General features: G+C 47.4%; 15 protein-coding genes and 1 pseudogene. 9 read left to right on the forward strand and 7 right to left on the reverse strand.

Annotated features, from left to right (window positions below; genetic code table 11):
* Nucleotides 1–152: 152 nt before the first annotated feature.
* Both lon and MJO57_RS15565 read right to left on the reverse strand, forming a co-directional pair.
* On the reverse strand, nucleotides 153–2,588 hold the full coding sequence (gene lon, locus MJO57_RS15560) for an endopeptidase La (protein ID WP_252026658.1): 2,436 nt from the start codon (nucleotides 2,586–2,588) through the stop codon (nucleotides 153–155).
* A gap of 369 nt (nucleotides 2,589–2,957) precedes the next feature.
* Nucleotides 2,958–4,472, reverse strand: a complete 1,515-nt coding sequence (locus tag MJO57_RS15565; protein ID WP_252018111.1) for an IS66 family transposase — start codon at nucleotides 4,470–4,472, stop codon at nucleotides 2,958–2,960.
* On the opposite strand from MJO57_RS15565, the gene MJO57_RS15570 reads away from it, so the two are divergent.
* The 3 genes from MJO57_RS15570 (at nucleotide 4,471) to MJO57_RS15580 (ending at nucleotide 5,191) form a co-directional block, all read left to right on the forward strand.
* On the forward strand, nucleotides 4,471–4,665 hold the full coding sequence (locus MJO57_RS15570) for a hypothetical protein (RefSeq protein WP_252026660.1): 195 nt from the start codon (nucleotides 4,471–4,473) through the stop codon (nucleotides 4,663–4,665). The two genes, MJO57_RS15565 and MJO57_RS15570, sit on opposite strands and share 2 nt — an antisense overlap.
* A gap of 74 nt (nucleotides 4,666–4,739) precedes the next feature.
* Nucleotides 4,740–4,931: a hypothetical protein gene (locus tag MJO57_RS15575; RefSeq protein WP_252026662.1), complete on the forward strand. Its 192-nt coding sequence runs from the start codon at nucleotides 4,740–4,742 to the stop codon at nucleotides 4,929–4,931.
* On the forward strand, nucleotides 4,928–5,191 hold the full coding sequence (locus tag MJO57_RS15580; protein WP_252026664.1) for a helix-hairpin-helix domain-containing protein: 264 nt from the start codon (nucleotides 4,928–4,930) through the stop codon (nucleotides 5,189–5,191). Before MJO57_RS15575 ends, MJO57_RS15580 begins: the two co-directional genes overlap by 4 nt.
* A gap of 339 nt (nucleotides 5,192–5,530) precedes the next feature.
* Here the strand turns inward: MJO57_RS15580 and MJO57_RS15585 are convergent, their stop codons facing one another.
* Nucleotides 5,531–5,737, reverse strand: a complete 207-nt coding sequence (locus tag MJO57_RS15585) for a hypothetical protein (RefSeq protein ID WP_252026666.1) — start codon at nucleotides 5,735–5,737, stop codon at nucleotides 5,531–5,533.
* Nucleotides 5,738–6,217: 480 nt separating this feature from the next.
* Here MJO57_RS15585 and MJO57_RS15590 point away from each other — a divergent pair, with 480 nt between their 5' ends.
* The 4 genes from MJO57_RS15590 (at nucleotide 6,218) to MJO57_RS15605 (ending at nucleotide 9,749) form a co-directional block, all read left to right on the forward strand.
* Nucleotides 6,218–7,858 (forward strand): Sip1-related alpha-galactosidase, encoded by a 1,641-nt coding sequence (locus MJO57_RS15590; RefSeq protein WP_252026668.1) that lies wholly within the window; start codon nucleotides 6,218–6,220, stop codon nucleotides 7,856–7,858.
* Nucleotides 7,859–8,022: 164 nt separating this feature from the next.
* Nucleotides 8,023–8,691 (forward strand): hypothetical protein, encoded by a 669-nt coding sequence (locus MJO57_RS15595; protein WP_252026670.1) that lies wholly within the window; start codon nucleotides 8,023–8,025, stop codon nucleotides 8,689–8,691.
* Between the two features lie 41 nt (nucleotides 8,692–8,732).
* Nucleotides 8,733–9,266, forward strand: a complete 534-nt coding sequence (locus MJO57_RS15600; protein ID WP_256493400.1) for a transposase — start codon at nucleotides 8,733–8,735, stop codon at nucleotides 9,264–9,266.
* 192 nt (nucleotides 9,267–9,458) lie between these two features.
* Nucleotides 9,459–9,749 (forward strand): hypothetical protein, encoded by a 291-nt coding sequence (locus MJO57_RS15605; RefSeq protein ID WP_252026672.1) that lies wholly within the window; start codon nucleotides 9,459–9,461, stop codon nucleotides 9,747–9,749.
* 47 nt (nucleotides 9,750–9,796) lie between these two features.
* Here MJO57_RS15605 and folD read toward each other — a convergent pair whose 3' ends face one another.
* From folD to MJO57_RS15620, 3 genes are all read right to left on the reverse strand, one after another.
* The gene (gene folD / locus MJO57_RS15610) at nucleotides 9,797–10,651 is read right to left on the reverse strand and encodes a bifunctional methylenetetrahydrofolate dehydrogenase/methenyltetrahydrofolate cyclohydrolase FolD (protein ID WP_252026673.1); all 855 of its coding nucleotides are present in this window, start codon (nucleotides 10,649–10,651) and stop codon (nucleotides 9,797–9,799) included.
* A 453-nt stretch (nucleotides 10,652–11,104) separates the two neighbouring features.
* Complete coding sequence (locus MJO57_RS15615) at nucleotides 11,105–12,382, reverse strand: IS4 family transposase (RefSeq protein WP_256491693.1); 1,278 nt, start codon at nucleotides 12,380–12,382, stop codon at nucleotides 11,105–11,107.
* 299 nt (nucleotides 12,383–12,681) lie between these two features.
* Nucleotides 12,682–13,899, reverse strand: a complete 1,218-nt coding sequence (locus MJO57_RS15620) for a transposase (RefSeq protein ID WP_252026674.1) — start codon at nucleotides 13,897–13,899, stop codon at nucleotides 12,682–12,684.
* 197 nt (nucleotides 13,900–14,096) lie between these two features.
* Here MJO57_RS15620 and MJO57_RS15625 point away from each other — a divergent pair.
* Nucleotides 14,097–14,345 (forward strand): annotated as a pseudogene (locus MJO57_RS15625) (transposase); the annotation flags it as partial.
* A gap of 206 nt (nucleotides 14,346–14,551) precedes the next feature.
* Here MJO57_RS15625 and MJO57_RS15630 read toward each other — a convergent pair.
* Entirely contained in the window at nucleotides 14,552–15,913 is a 1,362-nt protein-coding gene (locus MJO57_RS15630) for an ISNCY family transposase (protein ID WP_252017318.1), read from the reverse strand.
* Nucleotides 15,914–16,025: 112 nt separating this feature from the next.
* Between MJO57_RS15630 and MJO57_RS15635 the strand changes: the two genes are divergently transcribed.
* Nucleotides 16,026–16,760 carry an IS1595 family transposase gene (locus MJO57_RS15635; protein ID WP_256493322.1) on the forward strand — a complete coding sequence of 245 codons (735 nt, stop codon included), beginning with the start codon at nucleotides 16,026–16,028 and terminating at the stop codon, nucleotides 16,758–16,760.
* Nucleotides 16,761–17,128: the final 368 nt, after the last annotated feature.

Below are 17,128 nucleotides of genomic sequence, written 5' to 3' on the forward strand. Positions count from 1 at the left end.
TTTGAAATAATTTATTGTACGGCCCAAAATATGAATGCTCACTAGCGTGTCCAAACGGGATTAGTTCCCGCTGCTATTGAAAGAGTGATTGAGAAAGCGCCACCTGAACAGGTGGCGCTTTTTATTCACCGTAGTATACGGTTTGAGTTCTGCTAGCCTTTTTTTCCTCGCTTTTGCTGGCCGCTGGTTGCTGGAAATGCAACCTTATATACATCATCATACTGGCTGGCAAAATGGATAGAGATGCCTTCGCGGATATAATCCGGTAGCTCATCAAAGTCTCTCCTGTTATCTTCCGGTAAAATCAGTTTCATAATTCCTTGTCGTCGCGCCGCAATCACCTTTTCCCTGATACCGCCAACTGCCAATACTTTGCCTGTCAGAGTCAGCTCTCCGGTCATCGCCAGATTTTTCAGAGGTTTAATACCTCTGGCCAGAGAGATTAGAGCCGTGGTCATGGTTATACCGGCACTAGGGCCATCTTTCGGGGTGGCGCCTTCCGGAACATGCAAATGGATAAATGCTGTTTTCAGAAAGTCTTCCTTGATGCCCAGTTTTTTAGCGTTGCTGGTCGTATAGCTGTATGAGATTTCAGCCGATTCTTTCATTACCTCACCAAGCTTGCCAGTCAGTTTAAAACCCGCTCTTTGATGGTGTATAAGACAGGCTTCAACAGGGAGTGTGGCACCGCCCATGGCGGTCCAGGCTAGACCCGTGACAATACCAATGCCTTCCATTGTTTTTTCTTTGCGGAAGTAGGGTGCGCCAAGAAAGTCTTCCAGGTTTTTAGCCGAAACAGTCAGTTTACTTTCACCATTTTCCAGGAATTTGACGACAACTTTTCGAATGATTTTCTGCAATAATTTCTCAAAATGACGAACCCCTGCTTCCCGTGCATAGCCATCAATGATTTTGCGGAAGATGGTATCTGACATTTTAAGCTGGTTTTTTTTCAGGCCGGCTTTGTCAAGTTGTTTGGGCCATAAGTGATTCTTTGCAATAGCCACCTTCTCTTCGGTGATATAGCCGGAAAGCCTGATCACATCCATGCGATCAAGCAGTGGGCCCGGGATAGTATCCAGCTGATTGGCGGTACAAATGAACAGTACTTTTGACAGATCAATTCTCATGTCCAGGTAGTGGTCAAGAAACTCGGTATTTTGCTCAGGGTCCAATACTTCGAGCAGCGCTGATGCCGGATCACCCCGGAAGGAAGCACCAATTTTATCAATCTCATCAAGCATAATGACCGGATTTGAGACTTCTACCTCCTTCAGTGCCTGAACCAGCTTGCCGGGTAACGCGCCAATATAAGTTCGACGATGTCCTTTAATCTCAGCTTCATCTCTCATGCCGCCAAGGCTAAAACGGTAAAATTTCCGGTCCAGGGCCCTGGCGACAGACTTGCCAATAGAGGTTTTGCCGACGCCAGGGGGGCCAACAAGCAACATAATGGAGCCGGACACTTCTTTCCGGTAAGCACCCACTGCCAGAAACTCAACAATGCGCTCTTTAACGTCATCGAGACCGTCATGGTCTGAATTGAGTACGTTTCTTGCGTGATGGAGGTCGAGATTATCTTCGGAGTAAAGGCCCCAGGGAACAGACGTTGCCCAGTCCAGATAATTTCTGCAAATTGCATATTCCGGAGAGCCGGTTTCCAGGATAGAAAGCTTTTTCAGCTCGTCATCCATTTTTCTTTTCGCACTTTCCGGGACAAGCAGCTTTTCCAGTCTTTGCTCGAACTGTTCAATCTCGGCAGTTCGGTCATCTTTCGATATACCCAGCTCTTTTTGAATGACTTTAAGCTGTTCCTTCAGAAAGAACTCGCGCTGGTGATTGCTGATTTTCCGATTAACTTCCGCATTGATTTCACTTTGGAGGCGGGCGACCTCCTGCTCTTTGCGAATCAGAACCAGCACTTTTTCCATTCTGCGTTGAACAGGAATGGTTTCAAGTACCTCCTGAAGTTCCTGTCCGGGGGCAGTGGTAATGGCCGCTGCGAAGTCTGCCAGGGGCGAAGGATCTTTGGGGCTGAAGCGATTCAGATAATTTTTCAGCTCCTCGCTGTATAAAGGGTTTAGTGGGATAAGTTCTTTGATTGCCTGAATCAGGGCAAGCGCATAGGCTTTTACTTCGTCGCTGTCGTCTTCAGGTGTGTTGATGTAGTCTACCTGAACAAGATAGGGAGGCCGACGGCGCAACCACTGTCGTATCCTGAATCGTTGCATGCCCAGGGCTATAAACTGGACCTGATCATTATCTGAAATAATATTATGGATTTTTACCACGCACCCGACCTGGGGAAAATCTTCGGGTGCGACATCTGTTCCCGGCATTCGGCCGACAAAGCTGAGACCAACTGCTTTATGAGGGCTCTGACCAACCCGTTGCAGAGTCTCTCCCCACTCCTGATTACTGAACACCAGCGGCTGAACCTGTGCAGGAAAGAAAGGGCGGTTGGAAACGGGGATCAGATAAAGTTTATCTGGCAGCACCTGATGGGGAAGTACAAGTCCGGTGCTGGTTTTTTGACTGTCTTCGTCCCCACTGATCACTTCGGGGTTGTTTGGATCCTGGTCTGTCATAGAGTCTGTCTGTAAACGCTGGTTTAAGAAGAAAGTCTGGTTGACGTTCTACTGCAGAGGTATGGTGTAGCTGACTTCATGGAAGGTTAGGCTTGTCCGTTACTCTGTGCATCAACCCGGTCTGTTGTATCCTGGATATTCTATTTTGAGACTTATCCAGTAATTTCAATAGTGAATGCACTTAAGTATGGTTTAGATAGTCAGGATTGGTAATGGGAATATCGGACTACTGCGATAAAGCCTGAATTCTGAAGAATAGAAAGGTCTCAGTACTGCATATGCCGGAAGCTTCAAAATAAGTGGGACACTATTCCTTCACAATAATTCAAGTGCGTAGTGCAACACCACCGAGTACATCTTTAAAGGTAACTATTCAGCACTGAGCAAAGGCATATTACAGTAATTCCGAACAGCTCTATGAAGTGATTGATATATGTCCATTCCCTGTTTTCTGGCAGACGACAAATAGCTGCGAATCCGTGCAAACATAGAACCACCGTCTGCACTCCTGAAGCAGCCTGAGATTTTCTGCTTTAACTTGGCCATTCGAACATCCCGCTCACTGCCATTGTTATCGAAGGGAATGGTAAAATCTGACATGAAGCGCAGTGTCTCAGCCTTGAACTCAGTGAGTCGTTTGAAGAGATTGTAAGCTTTAGTATTCTTGACTTTCTTGCGCTTAAGCTCCTCTCGTTGCTTCTCCATATAGACGACTTCTTTCATTAGAGCCCGCTGAAGCAACCGGTCATAAATCTTCTCGATTCGTTCACAGACAACACTTGGCATCTGTAGCATACCTATGGTCTTAAAGCCCTTGCAGTAATGCCAGGAAAGCCTCAGTAGCTTCATCAATCGCAACGCCAGTTGATTGCTGTCCCTATCAACAACACCCAAAAGCTCCCTCAGGTGATGGGCATTGCAAAGTACGTGAGTTGCCGCATATGCAAAATAGGATTTCCAATGATCATGAACCAGAACGCCTGCAAATGTTAGCAGTATGCCCATCGTGTCCATGGCCTCACGACCTCGCTTTTCAGACAAGTAGTAGAGCGTCCATTGTTCATCCCGCATAACGTGTAGCCAGTGCAAAGAGCCCTCGGCCCGCATACCCGTTTCATCGGCTCCGGCAACAGACGATTCCCGCAAGGCGTCACGAATAACCTCTTCAGTAGAAGCCAGATTTTCATAGGTTCTGGCCACAAAATTGGCGACAGAGCCTGCACTTACACTCATTTTATAGAGAGTATTAAAATACTCTGACACGCGCTTAAAAGGCAGGAAATGGTATTGGTTAAGATAGACGGCCATAGCCTGTGTGGCTGAGCCATATTGTGCGGCAGCGGTAACACCTTCCGGGAATTCAGCCTGATTCCGACAACCACAAGTGCAGATTTTTACTTCAGCTCTATGGGCCGTTACTTCAAATTCACCCGGTCTCCCTGGTTCAAACACCTGTCGTTCAATATATTTGACCGGCTCACTATCAAGAAGAGACGCCTGACATTTATTGCATTCTTTAACCGGAAGGTACTCAATATAGTCAGGGATATCGACCTGTTTAAGACAAGTGCCCTGATGCCCTTTCTTTCCACCGGCTTTATTACCAGAAGACTGTCTCAGACTTTTAGGATTGGGTTTTTCATCCGATGGATCGGTACCTTTATCTGCGGAAAGGTCGTCAGAATGATCTGGAGAATTACTGTTTTTACAAGGTTTTTGATAACCATCAGACGATGGCGGCTTGCTGCTGTTTTGACTGTTCTTGCCAACCTTTTCTTCCAATTCTCGACATCGCTCTTCCAGACAGGCAACTCTCATCCGCAGCTCTGCATTCTCTTTCAAGAGAATCTCAGCCGACATAGTTGCGGGTAGTTCTGGAATCATGCTGGCGAATATTGTGGAAAAATGGTGCTTAAGAGGATGGTATAAAAATCAGAAAATTCCAGATTTATGTGGGGGTGCTGAACAGTTACCTTTAAAGAACAGTTTTTTGGGGGGGCTCCGGCGGCGTGATAATTTGATCCATTTATCTGCTCATGACTTTTCTGTCTTGCAGTTACTTCTCGCATTGCCTTGACTGTTGTTAAGGATGGTTTAATCAACTGAGCGATCCCATACGTAACTGTGTATCAATATCAAGGAGTCATTGATATGAATATCAAAAGCTTTATCTTTCTGGTCGCATCTTTTTTCAGTATTTCTGTATTCGGCGCTGACCAGAAAGCCTGGTCTGATGATCAGAAGGTTAATGTGAATCAGGCGACTATTGAGCAGCTGGATAAAGGGCTTGGCTCTTTTCGGGTTACAGACTGCTCTGCAATGAAAATTGGCCAAAGGCCTTGATATACAATGCCTTCAGGAAACTGCTGGCTAAATATTGCCAAGCCCTGCCACAGGAGGATTCCAGCCTGATTTATGAAATCAGCAGTCTGCAATACGAAAAGAGCCAAGGGCTTTTGGGGGTTGGGCCTCGTATCGCAATGGAAATCGTGAAGCATCGTGATCAGCATGGCCCTTATCAGAGCTTTGATGATTTGGATAAAGTTAAATACGTTGGTAGTAGAATGTTGGAAAAAAATAAAAAACGTATAGTTTTTGATTAATCGGCCGGGCCGGGAAGCCTGAATTAATTCAGGCTTGTCCAGGCCATTTTTTGCTTCACTCCATTTTTTGCCTCACTCCACTTTTTGCCGCCCTCCACTCCAGGTGGTCCTATAAACAACGGATGTTTCCATCAATTCACACCTTCACAGGGCGTAAATTTTTAATTTGCCTGGGATCTACTGCCATTAGAACACCGCTTTCCAGCACGATAGAGTGATAGGGACTTGGCTGTTTATAATAAACATTTCTATATCTATTGGTTAACTGTTGCGATATCAGCGACAGCTTGATCGATTGAAAGTCCGGATCACTAAGTCGATCTGGTTCACTGTCAGGGGTCAGGGATGTTTTTTTTCTCTGCTTTTCTGGATGGAGGTTTTTGAACGGGCTTTCTTGACGGGGAGTGACAGCGCCTGTTCCCTGGGCAACACACGGTAAATCTGTCGATAGTACTCTTTTTCAAGGTCGCCAGGGGTTTCGGGAAGAGTCACCATCCCCATCTGTCTGAGGTAGGCTTTCATGCTGCTAGGTGATGGTTTGTTCATTGAAGAGTCCCGGATGATCCTGACAAAATTTATGAAGAAAAATGATGTCGGCAGCTGTACTTATTCCATTAAGCCAAGTGTCAATACGAAAACGTTAAGATCAATAGAAGGCATATTTCATGCCAATGTTTTTTATTATATGGTTTTTTCCTATTCTTTATGCCTGATGCAGTTTGCATTACCTGCTTGAGCGTCAGTTAACGTGGATTTCAATGGTTTAAACTCGCTTCAATTTGGAAATCAGGTTGTTGTTGTGATGTGTGTTGTTGGTGAAAATGTTACTTTTCGTTTGGTTTTTCTTGTGCAGGTAACATGCGCCGAGTCTCTCCCATTGCAAATGTGTGCTATCAGCTGATTGGCCCATCGTTTGATATGGTAAATAATCTATTTATTAGATTTTTCACTGTCGTATATCCGATTTTGGGAAATACTGTATGCAATGGATGAAATCGTGTTTTCCATGATGCAGTTGAGGCCGTTATGTACTCTCTTCGTGAAAAAGATCAGCTGATAAATCTGTGTTTTGACCAGTCCATGGTGTGTCAGGGGATCACTGTTTATGTTCGTTTGGATAACGAGGAGGAATATGCTCTGACATGGTCAGGACAGCCGGGGATATTTATATACGATGACTGGTTGTCAGTCAGGTTGTCTCTGGAGACAAAAGGAAGGCAGTTGTTGTTATCTCTGAGTGCAGAGATCAGCAAAGGGATCAGTTGGCCGGGGTACAGTTGGCACCCTCTTTGCGCTATTAGAATTAATATCGCTTCCTTGGGCGATATTTCCGGTTTGTGTGCCCATTATCTTTATAACAGCTGGTGGACAAGGCCTCATTTTGATCGTGCCCTGAACAATCTGCCAGAGAAGACACAGTCTTTACTGTATGCTCTGGGAGAAGAGTATCACCATCTGTTGGCAGTATGTGATGAACAGGTACGGTGTGAATTTCAGGGTGGGGAGGTCGCTGGCCTTGAGTTGGTAGTGGCATCTGCAAAATCGGGAATAAGAGATTTTTCCGGCTTGATTGGCATTTATGGTGTCAGTACCGACCCATTTCTATTAATTGATGATAATGTAAAGTTGGGACGTAATCATTTATCGCACTATTCCAGACCAAGAGAGCAGCGTACGTTGCCCGAGGTGTTTAACTATCTTGGTTGGTGCAGTTGGGATGCCTGCTATCTTGATGTAAATGAGGATGCAGTCATCGCAAAAGCTCGGGAGTTCCAATCCAAAGGTATTCCGGTGAAATGGATGCTGGTGGATGATGGCTGGTCTGAAGAGAAAGATCGTCGGCTCTTGTCATGGCAAGAAGATCGGGAGAAATTTCCGGCTGGGCTTGCCGGTCTGAAACAGACCCTTGGGGATGACTATGGTATCCCCTGGATGGGAGTGTGGCACGCTCTTACCGGTCAGTGGGAGGGGATAGATGCGGAGGCTAGCTTTCCTGTTCGGTTAGATGAACTGGACTCAACAAGAAAGTTGCCCCCAACCTCTGAAGGGGAAGCATTTCGCTTTTGGCACGGCTGGCACGACTATCTGGCTCGGCAGGGAGTCGATTTCATTAAAGTCGATGTTCAGAGTAATCTTGCAAACCACTATAAATACAGGGATTTTCCCGGAAAAGTATCCAGAGTGGCGCATCAGGCGCTTGAAGCGTCAGCAGGGCTTCATTTTAACGGACAACTGATCAACTGCATGGGGATGGCCAGCGATCAGCTCTGGCATCGCCCGTCATCTGCTCTTGCTCGTAACAGTGATGATTTTTTCCCAAAGAAAAGCGGTAATCTCCAGGAACATGCTCTTCAGAATGCTTATAACGCGGTGTTTCATGATGCCTTTTTTGTCGGTGACTGGGATATGTGGTGGACTATTCATGAAGACTCTGATGCTCACGCGCTGCTGAGGGCGATGAGTGGCGGGCCAATTTATACCAGCGATCCGTTTGGGCAGACCGATGCTGAGCAACTGATGAAGCTGGTATTTAATGATGGCCGGATCGTTCGCTGCGACCAACAGGGAAAGGTGGCTCAAGAGCAATTATTTGAAAACCCCCTCTATTCTGGCAAGTTACTCAAAGTGACCAATAGAATTGGAGTTGTAGGTGCTCTCTTAGGGTAGACATTAAGCTCAAAAAAGGTTCGTTTCCGGCGGCAGAACCCACCTTGAACAGCCACAATAAAGCTTCGAAACCATTATCAATGGCTGAACAAGATGAGTACTGCAAATAGTAGATTAGTTGAAAAAAACTGTTGACCTGTTTCGACCGGTCAGAACTCCTAAGTATGGCGGAACAGCTTGGTTTTACTATACGACAGCGAGATATCCGTCCTTTGGATTTTATCCTCTCACTGATCGATGCCCTCGCTGGTGATGGAAACTGCGATACCCAGGCGGATCTACACCGTAAATTTAACGAGTTGACGGGGCTGAATGTCTCTTATCGTTCTTGGGCAAATCAAGCTAAAAAGGACGCGCTGCCTACTCTTATCCTGTGGCTATGGGTGCAGTGTCTGGAAATATTTTCCCGCAAAGTCATGGCGTTTGATGAAGACAGTCCATTTTCAGAGTTTGAGCACATTCTGATTCAGGACGGTTCGTCACAAGCTGTCTATGATGCCCTGAAAGAAGCATTTCCCGGCAGGTTCTCAACGGTCAGTCCTGCTGCCGTCGAGCTTCATACGACAATGGATCTTCTCACCAACAACCTGGTGCGGGTGCAGCTGACTGAAGATACCCGTTCAGAAAGAGACTGTCTGCCACCACTGCCAACATCCATGGCCTATATCCTGATGCTAATGGATGCCGGTTATTTTGAGCTGGAACTCTTTGCCGCTATTGATGACAGGGAGGGTTCTTTTATCTGCAAGGCACCTCAGAGTATCAACCCGACGATACTCAGCGCGGTACGGGAGGATGGCAAGAATCTCAATCGCTACAAAGGAAAAAACTGAAGGATGTACTGTCTGGCTTCCCCAAAGACCAGTGCCTCGACCTGGATGTAGAATGGCCGGGATTCAAAGCCTGGCCATTCCGCTTGGTTGTCCGCTGGAATGACAAAAAACAGAAGTGGGTTTTCGTTGTGACCAACCTGAACCGGGTGGAGTTCACCTTGAGTGATGTGCTCCAGGCCTATCGTCTACGGTGGCAGATAGAGCTGATTTTCAAAGAGATCAAATCCTATTCAGGGTGGCATCGTTTTAACACCAAATCAGCGACACTGGTGTTTAGCCTGATTCTGATGTCCTTTGTGGTTGTGACGTTGAAAAGGTACCTTGCCCATGCTGCACAGGCGAACCTCTGTGAAAGTGGGAGCATTGAGGAAATCTCGACGCACAAGGTGATGAAAAGTGGGACTCACCTGTTTGGTAATGTGATTTCATCGTTGATGAATGCAGGAAAGTCATTGGTCTCATGCATTAAAAAGCTACTGGACTTCTGGGGAAATAATGCGAAACGAGAACACCCTGCACGGGATGGTTGTTCAGGGCGTACAAGATTAGGCTTCTGTGCAGTGGGTGGAGCTTAATGTCTACCTTAAGTAGGTGCTCTTGCCTTATTCAATATTGCAGAAGATCATCAGCCGATTACCGAACGTATCACTGCATCATCCATTGACAATGGCAGAGGCAAATGGCTGGTTTACTGGCCGGCTCGACGCCAATGCTTCAGCCATTCTGATCTGCCTGAAATACGGCTTGGTCAGAATGGTTCAGATCTGATGCTGTTCTATCCTGAAGAGTCATTGGTTTGTCTTGGGTTGGAAGATAAGATTCTGCCTGCTTGTGCGGTTTTTGATCAGATGGTGTATAGGAAAGACAGCGGCGTGCGCCTTGAAGGTCGGCTCAGACAGGGGGGGAGGCTGGTAATTTTCAGTGAGCATCCAGTGTTGGAAATCCGTATTAATGGGCAGGAGAACGATTGGGAGGAGTCAGACAATTTGTATCTGGTACATTGTTCTGAATGGAAAGAGGAAATCTTTCTGGAATGCTTTGCCGGCCTTGGTGCCTGAACTACTGGCCGGCAGCAAGTCTGCTGCCGGGCTTGAATGCTGTCGATTTAATGGTGCAGATGATCTGCAGCATACAGCGTGTTCTCAAGGAGTGTTGCCACGGTCATTGGGCCAACACCACCAGGAACCGGGGTGATCCATGATGCTCTTTCTTGCGCTGCATCAAACTCCACATCGCCAACCAGTCTGCCATCTTCCATCCGGTTGATACCAATATCAATGACCACCGCTCCGGGCTTAATCCATGCGCCCTTAACCAGCCCGGGTTTGCCTGCGCCTACCACCAGAATATCTGCTCGGGCTACTTCGACGGCAAGATCTTCAGTAAAGCGATGAGTGGTGGTTGTGGTACAGCCTGCCAGTAACAATTCCATGGTCATTGGCCGACCCACAATATTGGAGGCGCCGACAATAACGGCATTCTTGCCCCGAATGGACTGACCTGTACTTTCCAGTAATGTCATAACCCCTTTCGGTGTGCATGGGCGCAGCAGTGGGATACGCTGAACCAGTCTGCCAATGTTGTAAGGATGAAAGCCATCGACATCTTTGTCAGGACGGATACGCTCAATCACCAGCTCGCTATTAATATGCTCAGGTAAAGGTAGCTGTACCAGGATGCCATCAATTTCCGGGTCAGTATTCAGGCTGTCGATCAGCTCCAGCAGTTGCTGCTCGCTGGTGGTGGCTGGCAGGTCGTGGGATACGGACTTGAAGCCCACCCGTTCGCAGTCCTGTCTTTTTTTTCCTACATAAACTTTTGAAGCGGGGTCGTTGCCAATCAGAATAACGGCCAACCCCGGAGCCCGGAGGCCTTGTAGCGATCTTTTTTTAACCTGTTCGGCGATGGAGTTGGTCAGTTGCAGGGCAATGGCTTTGCCATCAATAATATTTGCTGTCATATGTGCTGGGGCCTGTTGCTGACAATATCGGATGATTGGCGAATTGAAATGATCGGTAGTTTAACAGCGGCAGGGGTGTGTTGACATATTTGTTGATATAAGACCTTAATTCCCGCTTAAGAATGGATAGCTGATCAGATACTCTGTACCAGAAGCAAATTTGTACAGTTTTCATACAGGGTCGATAAAATGCTATCCAAATCAGCTCGTATTCATGGTGCAACCTGTGTGTTTTGCGTTCAATTATCACCCTTTAGGTAAAGCAGGGCTCCACAGCACTCTGTGTTATTCGTCAAGTCGGCAATCTTGGACTGATCAGCTGCAAATCGGCGGAGGCTTCATGTCCAGCCTGTTGCTGATCTCCAACAGCCATCCTAGATCTGCAGCCGTTTTGACGAACCACAATGTCCACTTTTTACCGCTATAGGTTAACCGGCCCACTTAAGGTAGACATTAAGCCCCACCCACCGCACAAAGGCCTAATCTTGTACGCCCTGAACAACCATCCCGTGCAGGGTGTTCTCGTTTCGCATTATTTCCCCAGAAGTCCAGTAGCTTTTTAATGCATGAGACCAATGACTTTCCTGCATTCATCAACGATGAAATCACATTACCAAACAGGTGAGTCCCACTTTTCATCACCTTGTGCGTCGAGATTTCCTCAATGCTCCCACTTTCACAGAGGTTCGCCTGTGCAGCATGGGCAAGGTACCTTTTCAACGTCACAACCACAAAGGACATCAGAATCAGGCTAAACACCAGTGTCGCTGATTTGGTGTTAAAACGATGCCACCCTGAATAGGATTTGATCTCTTTGAAAATCAGCTCTATCTGCCACCGTAGACGATAGGCCTGGAGCACATCACTCAAGGTGAACTCCACCCGGTTCAGGTTGGTCACAACGAAAACCCACTTCTGTTTTTTGTCATTCCAGCGGACAACCAAGCGGAATGGCCAGGCTTTGAATCCCGGCCATTCTACATCCAGGTCGAGGCACTGGTCTTTGGGGAAGCCAGACAGTACATCCTTCAGTTTTTGTCCTTTGTAGCGATTGAGATTCTTGCCATCCTCCCGTACCGCGCTGAGTATCGTCGGGTTGATACTCTGAGGTGCCTTGCAGATAAAAGAACCCTCCCTGTCATCAATAGCGGCAAAGAGTTCCAGCTCAAAATAACCGGCATCCATTAGCATCAGGATATAGGCCATGGATGTTGGCAGTGGTGGCAGACAGTCTCTTTCTGAACGGGTATCTTCAGTCAGCTGCACCCGCACCAGGTTGTTGGTGAGAAGATCCATTGTCGTATGAAGCTCGACGGCAGCAGGACTGACCGTTGAGAACCTGCCGGGAAATGCTTCTTTCAGGGCATCATAGACAGCTTGTGACGAACCGTCCTGAATCAGAATGTGCTCAAACTCTGAAAATGGACTGTCTTCATCAAACGCCATGACTTTGCGGGAAAATATTTCCAGACACTGCACCCATAGCCACAGGATAAGAGTAGGCAGCGCGTCCTTTTTAGCTTGATTTGCCCAAGAACGATAAGAGACATTCAGCCCCGTCAACTCGTTAAATTTACGGTGTAGATCCGCCTGGGTATCGCAGTTTCCATCACCAGCGAGGGCATCGATCAGTGAGAGGATAAAATCCAAAGGACGGATATCTCGCTGTCGTATAGTAAAACCAAGCTGTTCCGCCATACTTAGGAGTTCTGACCGGTCGAAACAGGTCAACAGTTTTTTTCAACTAATCTACTATGGCTCTATTTTGATTACGAACTGCTCTACAGTGAAAACTGACTGTAGGTCACGAAAAACAAGGATTGAGCAACATTACCGGACAATATGCTGACAACCTTTGTAGATAAAGGGCTTCAGCAATGTTCAACCCAGTAGCAGTCTGAAATCCTACAAGAGCCTCTACTATTTGCAGTACTCATCTTGTTCAGCCATTGATAATGGTTTCGAAGCTTTATTGTGGCTGTTCAAGGTGGGTTCTGCCGCCGGAAACGAACCTTTTTTGAGCTTAATGTCTACCCTAAGAACCGGCCCACTGACCGGATCACTTTCCTGATCAGCGGGCGAATACCATGTCTTCTCTCTTTCTCTGGCAAAGCCTTGTACTGCAAAGCTCTCAGTAAAATCTGTGCCATTTGACCACAGGCGTAAAAAGCCTGATTGGCGTGAAATGAGCGACAGGGTGGATGGTGCAAATCCAGATCAATCAGTGGACCTTTCTGGGCATTCTCCTGCCCCTGCTTCTCCCGGTGGCGACGCACCAGTTCTGCCAACGGCAGATCAGAGCGGCTGACCAGTATCACTGAGTAGCGGGGCACTGCCAGCCACTGTTTTCCGTCATGCCAGCGGCGGGTCACGACATACGTCTGCTGACGGTTCCACCCGGCAGGCTGGTGATAAGACAGGATCGCCTCTTCTGTGTTGTCACTGCGGATAGGCGTCCAGGCACTTTTGGGTAAACCCTCAATACAATCGAGTACTGGACGGCAGTAGTTGTCATTGGTGACGCTGATAGAGAAGTCCCACGGACGGGCTTCAAACCATTCCACAACCTGTTTTCTGTAGTAGGCATTGTCCATTCTGGCCCAAACGGGGATGTCGTCACTCACCAAAGGCACGACATCATTCTCAAGCTGCTCTTGCCAGCCATAACAAACGTCAGAAGCCCCTGGGTTGAGGCGGGCACTGGCCCACAGGTGCCCGATAAAAATACTGTGGAGCCAGTACTGCCGACTGCCGCTGTAGCCGACTTTAGCTTCCTGAAACAGATGGCCATCCACCTCAATCTCCGTTCCATCAAGAAAGATCGGAAGGTAACTTTTCTCCTTAACGACGTGTTCAATAACATCGGGGGCTACCTGTCGGCAGAGATCACGAATAACGCCGTACAACGCCTTCACAGAATCGGCTTTGAACCGGGAAAGATACTCTCCCATTCGCCTTGAGCCTCTGACATCTTCGAGGCCAAGCAGACTGACGGTTGGCCTGTCTTTTTGCAGAATATCCATATCAGAAAGGTGTCCGTTACCCGCACAGAAGTTGTAAATCAGTCCCAGCAGGCTGTCTTTATCATCACAACCTCGGTTACGTTTTTTGAGCTGGATATGGGTTGATAACTGCTCAGGCAATTTGAAACGACGGGCAAGGCGGGCGATAAAAAGAGCCCCAGCCATACCGGTTAGTTTAGCGTCAGTGAATTCGATCTCGATTTTTTCAGGCTTGGGAATTATCATCGTACTGCGTCCCTGTGTTGCACCTCGCAGGTGCTTCGTTGTTTGCACAGATATTTTACCTGAACAGCACAGAGGGCGCTCCTTCCAGCCGACACAGCCTTTCATTTTCAAATCATTACCTGATTACCACCGACCCTACGTCGTGAGCCAGCTGCTATAATAAACGTCGATAGTCATGTGTTTTGGAGGTAAAACTGATGTGTAAAAACACCATTCAGTTCCAAAAAGGCCTTGGCATTATGCAATTTCTGGCTAATTACGGCAGTGAAGAGCAGTGTGAGAACGCGCTGTCCTCTTGGCGCTGGCCAGATGGCTTCCAATGCCCGAAGTGTGGCTCCCGCAGTTTCTGCAAGCTTCACCGGAAAGCTGAATTCCAGTGCAATTGCTGCCGTTGCCAAACCTCGCTTACCAGTAACACTATCTTTGACTCAACAAAGCTGCCTCTAGCTAGTTCTCGTCCAAAAACGCATCAGGCAATCATAATTAGATTGTACGTTCGTTTTTATATTTCCTGAAATTCCAGAGAGCCGCAAAAACTCTTCCCTTTTTTTCTCTAATCTGGGACGGATATTGGAGAAAAACGCGAAAAGCAGGCAGAAAACATCCTCCCACCATGCTGGAAAGGTACTTTCATGTAGCGTGGAGGTGGCTATCAGGATGGTGCCGGGTGTCTGGCCAGAATCACCAGGTTGTAACAGACCACCGATAACCAGCAATGAGAATCAAAACGCTCAGAACCCTTGCAGTGGCAACGTGATAGCCCAAAACATCTCTTTAGCCACGAAATTCCCGCTTCAATACCTGCCCGGAAGCGAAAGAGCGTTTTATACACATACTGACTTTTAGTCATCTCTTCGACTTCAAGTCCGCGCTTCTTATTAAAAGCTACATCGCTGATTCCCATGGCCTTGGCTTTTTCCAAATTAGCGCGACACGCGTATCCGCCGTCACCGCTTGTCTGGCGAGGTACACGACCATAAATTTCTTTTTGTCTTTCCATCATCGGAATGAATTGGTCCGAATCCGCTGGGTTACCTTCCTCAATAACCAGGTCCAGGATCAATCGACTTTTTCCCTGAACCAGGTTCAGTTTATGGCCATACTGTACTTGCCGCCTGTCTTTTACGATGATATCCGTATGGGGTTCATACAGGCTAACCACTTTTTCCTGGGCTGGCACCTTTTCACCCTTAAAGACCCTGCGCTCTGTCTGGGAGACTATTGCATCCACCAGGGGTAACAGGTGATCCACATCGGCCTGCCACTTGTCGGCATCATCAGCCAGGAGACACTGCCCCTGCTGACGGGCGTTTGCTAGCGTGACAGTAGCTTCGATAAGTACCTTCCGGGATTTTCGGGTCAACTGCAGCAGTTTTTTATAATGCTGATGCCGCTCTTCTTTGCCAGCGTAGATGCATTTTCTGGCCGCATCTTTTACGGCTCGGTTGTGATGGGTATATTCATAAAGCGGTGTCGCTGTCAGTGTTTGTCCCCGTTCCAGCAGCCGACAAATTTCTTTAACGGAACTGGCTAAAAGATCACTGTCGCAAGGAGGTTTGATATCCGATTCGGTGACTGTGCTGTCAATAGCCACAGTGCGCCCTTTTTCAATACCCTGATCTTTAGCGGTCATTAGCTGACAGTTATTAATCCGTTCCCATGTAGATGCAGTAAGAAGGCTGATGAGCCCATGCAAACTGGAGCGACTGGGGCGCTGGTTTGGTTCGAGGCGACAAAAGTCTCGAAAGAGCATGGAGTCCATCAAAACAAACGACAAGTAGTCATAATCACAATTCAAATACTGTTTCAGGAGTGCCGCACGAAGAACGGATTCTGCTGATAGTCCGTTCCGCCCAGTGTTCTGTTTATCACCAGAACTTAAGTCCTCATAAATCCAGTCATTGAACTGTGGATGGGCGTCAAGCCATTGCGAGATACCGGAAAGCTGGGAGCAGATTTCATGAGGTACGTAATGGAGTTCCATACTACACTGCGGGTTGCGTTTTTTGCGCATTTGGAGTCCTCTGTTTTTGGCAATCCCTTATGTTTCTTGCTCTTGGGAAGTTTAGTCGCCAGATAGCAGTAGGGCTCCACTTAATTTTTCAGGATAAAATCTACAGTTTTCAATTGGTTGTGTTTTTGGACGAGAACTAGCTACCTGGTTTCTGGGTATCTATCTCGTCACCCAGAATAAAGCGGGGATTTCTTGCCTGACGCTTCATCGACAACTTGGCATTTCCTACAATGCCGCATTGCGCATGAAACACAAACTCATGCAGGTCATGATGGAAAGAGATAACAGCTGGCAGTTGAGTGGTTTTGTTCAGATTGATGACGCCTATTGGGGCGGAGAGCGCCACGGAGGCCGCCGGGGCAGAGGCTCAGAGAACAAAGCCCCCTTCGTGGCCGCAGTTCAGACAGATGCTGATAACCACCCTATCTACATGAAGTTCAATGCCGTTGATAACTTCCGGCGAAAAACCATTCAGGAGTGGGCAGAACATGCCCTGAAAAAGGGTGTCCGGGCCGTCAGCGATGGCTTGTCCTGTTTCCGGGGTATTGAAGATGCCGGATGCCAGCACACAGCCATCATTACCGGTGGTGGGCATGCATCCATGGAGAATGAGTTGTTCACCTGGGTAAATACCATGCTGGGAAACGTGAAAACAGCGATTACCGGTACTTACCATAAGCTCGACCCCAAGCATCTGGGCCGTTATCTATCAGAGTTCAACTATCGGTTTAACCGGCGTTTTGATATGCCTTCAATGATCTCAAGGCTAGGTCGGGCTGCAGTCAATACAGCACCGATGCCGGATCGACTTCTCAAACTGCCAGACGTCCAGTGGAAACCGGGTTAGCCATCAACCGATAATTGAAAGTCAGTTGACGTATTAATATCATTATTTCGAAGGCTCTTGTAGGATTTCAGACTGCTACTGGGTTGAACATTGCTGAAGCCCTTTATCTACAAAGGTTGTCAGCATATTGTCCGGTAATGTTGCTCAATCCTTGTTTTTCGTGACCTACAGTCAGTTTTCACTGTAGAGCAGTTCGTAATCAAAATAGAGCCTTTCGAATGATGATGTGGGTCTTTGCTTGTTCGGAGCGGTTATGAAACCGAATTTAGTTGATAATCTGGAGAACAAGCCGTCATGATGCCTGCTCCACCGGTAATACTGGAGAGGTTCTATTATTTCTTTACCGGGTTATAGACATAAAGAATGAA

Source organism: Endozoicomonas sp. SCSIO W0465 (assembly GCF_023716865.1).
Classification (GTDB): domain Bacteria; phylum Pseudomonadota; class Gammaproteobacteria; order Pseudomonadales; family Endozoicomonadaceae; genus Endozoicomonas.

What these genes read in the sequence shown, in the direction of transcription:
- MJO57_RS15575 (WP_252026662.1), top strand. Translation starts at nt 4,740, where the DNA reads ATGAATATCAAAAGCTTTATCTTTCTGGTCGCATCTTTTTTCAGTATT.
- MJO57_RS15585 (WP_252026666.1), bottom strand. Translation starts at nt 5,737, where the DNA reads ATGAACAAACCATCACCTAGCAGCATGAAAGCCTACCTCAGACAGATG.
- MJO57_RS15605 (WP_252026672.1), top strand. Translation starts at nt 9,459, where the DNA reads ATGCTGTTCTATCCTGAAGAGTCATTGGTTTGTCTTGGGTTGGAAGAT.
- MJO57_RS15565 (WP_252018111.1), bottom strand. Translation starts at nt 4,472, where the DNA reads ATGATTCCAGAACTACCCGCAACTATGTCGGCTGAGATTCTCTTGAAA.
- MJO57_RS15590 (WP_252026668.1), top strand. Translation starts at nt 6,218, where the DNA reads ATGTACTCTCTTCGTGAAAAAGATCAGCTGATAAATCTGTGTTTTGAC.
- MJO57_RS15630 (WP_252017318.1), bottom strand. Translation starts at nt 15,913, where the DNA reads ATGCGCAAAAAACGCAACCCGCAGTGTAGTATGGAACTCCATTACGTA.
- MJO57_RS15620 (WP_252026674.1), bottom strand. Translation starts at nt 13,899, where the DNA reads ATGATAATTCCCAAGCCTGAAAAAATCGAGATCGAATTCACTGACGCT.
- folD (WP_252026673.1), bottom strand. Translation starts at nt 10,651, where the DNA reads ATGACAGCAAATATTATTGATGGCAAAGCCATTGCCCTGCAACTGACC.
- lon (WP_252026658.1), bottom strand. Translation starts at nt 2,588, where the DNA reads ATGACAGACCAGGATCCAAACAACCCCGAAGTGATCAGTGGGGACGAA.
- MJO57_RS15595 (WP_252026670.1), top strand. Translation starts at nt 8,023, where the DNA reads ATGGCGGAACAGCTTGGTTTTACTATACGACAGCGAGATATCCGTCCT.
- MJO57_RS15570 (WP_252026660.1), top strand. Translation starts at nt 4,471, where the DNA reads ATGCTGGCGAATATTGTGGAAAAATGGTGCTTAAGAGGATGGTATAAA.